This window comes from Bacillus sp. M6-12, assembly GCF_002860285.1.
In the GTDB taxonomy this organism is placed as follows: domain Bacteria; phylum Bacillota; class Bacilli; order Bacillales; family DSM-1321; genus Peribacillus.
In genome coordinates this window covers 1-2,742 of sequence record NZ_PGVF01000040.1, presented here as the reverse complement: position 1 = coordinate 2,742, position 2,742 = coordinate 1, and the positions used below count along the sequence as shown (strand labels likewise).

Genomic DNA, 2,742 nt, shown 5'->3' with positions numbered 1-2,742 from the left:
GACGTTCCCCAAGATGTTGTATGCACGAACTGGTGCTTGTTTTCTTTTGTTAAGTATTTGATATCAAATGCTTCCGCAAACTTTGTGCCAAGGTAATGTGAAGTTCCGGCTTGTACTGCTTTACCATCTTTCATCATCGCTTCAATCGAGAATGTATCAATTGCACCCGCAAAACGCTCAGATGGTGTTTTCTGACCGTCATATACTGGAATCGCAAGTAAGTCTTCTACAACTTCTTTGTAGATTTCCAGCATTTGCATCGTTTCATGGCGCGCTTCTTCTTCATCTACGTGTGCAGTATGTCCTTCTTGCCACAAGAATTCTGACGTACGAATGAATGGTAGCGTCTTTTTCTCCCAGCGGAATACGTTTGCCCACTGGTTGATTAGTACTGGAAGATCACGATAGCTCTTGATCCAGTCAGAATACAAATGACCAATCATGGTTTCAGACGTCGGACGTAGCGCCAAACGTTCTTCCAATTTCTCGCCCGCTGCTTCTGTCACCCATGGCAATTCTGGAGAGAATCCTTCGATATGATCTTTTTCTTTTTCGAAAAATGACTCTGGAATTAGCATGGGAAAATATGCATTACGGTGACCCGTTTCTTTAAAACGACGATTCATTTCATCTTGAATATGCTCCCAAATTTCATAGCCGTCTGGTTTAAATGCGATACATCCACGCACTGGTGTATAATCCATTAAATCCGCTTTCTGGATTGTGTCGATATACCATTTTGTAAAATCATTTTGCTGATTGCTCATTACTTCATTTCCTCCTTAGTAAAAACCGCACTCTTGTTATTTCATACTGTTAATCATATAACAAATCAAGCATTCCTACAATTGAATGCCGTCATTATGCTTGTCTGTCTTCATAAACTCCATAAAAAAACTGCCCTCAATTAAGAGGACAGCGTTCAATTAAACTAATTTCTCTTCTGCAAAGACAAATTGTGGTTCGCGTTCTACCTTCTCAGTTTCCTCGCCAAAGCGACCTTCCCACTTCGACAATACTACTGTTGCAAGTGCGTTTCCGACTACGTTTACTACTGTACGTGCCATATCTAGCAAACGGTCGATACCCGCGATGAACGCCAATCCTTCAAGCGGAATGCCCACTGTTCCAAGCGTTGCAAGTAACACGACGAAAGAAACACCAGGTACGCCCGCAATTCCTTTAGACGTAATCATCAGCACTAATACCAATGTAATTTGTTCCGTAATACTCAGCTGAATTCCATACATTTGTGCAATAAACATTGCCGCCAATGCCTGATAAAGTGTAGATCCGTCTAGGTTAAACGAATAGCCGGTCGGCACTACGAAAGATACGATATCTTTTGGACAACCGAACTTTTGCATTTTCTCCATTACTTTCGGTAACACGGTTTCCGAACTGGACGTAGAAAACGCTAGGATTAATTCGTCCTTTAGGATTTTCATGAGGTGGAAGATGTTCACGCCGACTATCTTCGCGATTCCGCCTAACACGACGACGATGAAGAATATCATCGTAGCATATACGAGAACCATTAATTTACCCATCGGAATGAGTGATTCCAAACCGAATTTGGATACGGTTACACCAATTAACGCGAATACACCAAACGGTGCGAATTTCATAATCATATTCGTTACCCAGAACATCGCGTCCGCGACCCCTTGGAAAACATCCAGTACCGGTTTGCCGCGCTCTCCGATTGCCGCTACACCTAATCCAAATAATACAGAGAAGAAAATGATTGGCAACATATCACCATTTGCCATCGAGTCTACGATATTACTTGGTACAATGCTGACCAATACATCCATAAAGCCGCCATTCTGCACTTCTTCCGTTGTTTGAACATATTGCGAAATGTCACCTTTTTCAAGAGAAGACATATCAATGCCGTCACCCGGTTTGAAAATATTAGCTGACATAAGACCAACAATAATCGCAATCGTTGTAACAATTTCAAAATATAAAAGCGTTTTACCGCCAAGCTTTCCTAATTTCTTAATATCACCTGTACCCGCTACTCCAATTACTAACGTTGAAATAATAATAGGTACAACAATCATTTTAATCATATTGATAAACATCGTGCCGATTGGCTGCAAATACTTTTCTACGCTAGGATTACCGTAGAAGATTGCACCGACTGCAATACCTAAAACCAATCCAATCAATATTTGGTAAGCCAAAGACAATTTAAATATCTTTTTCATCGATAATCCCCCTTTGACGTTCTCTGAAAACGCTTTCTTTCAGTAACTTATTCATATCTTACGGGGATCCTACAAAATTCTACAATATCCTACAAAAACTATTTTCGTTCTTCCACTATCTCCATATATAAAACATGCAGAAACTTTTTACTGTTCACTTTGATAGGCTTAATATCGTAAATTTCTTCTTGAATCTGTTTCATTCGCAGACTAATCTCTTGGAAATCAAAAAAGCGCGGTGCATAGTATTCAAATTCATCGATTGTATAATCCACTGCGCCAAGTGATGCTAAGTGTTCCATTGCAGTAAGGATCGCCCGACGAATTCTTTGTTCCATTGCCTTACTTTCCTTTTGGATGTCTTGATCAGGTACACCTAGTTTAGTTAGGGCATCTTCATATAATCCTTTTAAAGGCGGTAGCTGAATAGCTCGTTGTTCAGTCAAGACTTCCATGATCGCTATGATGTCGCGGCTCGCGCTGTCACTGTAGATTCCCATATCGTGTAACTTTTTCAGTACAATAT

General features: G+C 40.4%; 3 protein-coding genes. All 3 read right to left on the bottom strand.

Annotated features, from left to right (window positions below; translation table 11 throughout):
- A partial coding sequence (locus CVD28_RS27400; protein ID WP_101597818.1) for an aminoacyl--tRNA ligase-related protein occupies window positions 1-767 on the bottom strand: 767 nt, incomplete at its 3' end.
- 159 nt (window positions 768-926) lie between these two features.
- Window positions 927-2,216, bottom strand: a complete 1,290-nt coding sequence (locus CVD28_RS27395) for a cation:dicarboxylate symporter family transporter (RefSeq protein WP_101597817.1) — start codon at window positions 2,214-2,216, stop codon at window positions 927-929.
- 98 nt (window positions 2,217-2,314) lie between these two features.
- The coding region (locus CVD28_RS27390; RefSeq protein WP_180954338.1) for a DNA-binding domain-containing protein at window positions 2,315-2,742 on the bottom strand (428 nt) is incomplete at its 5' end.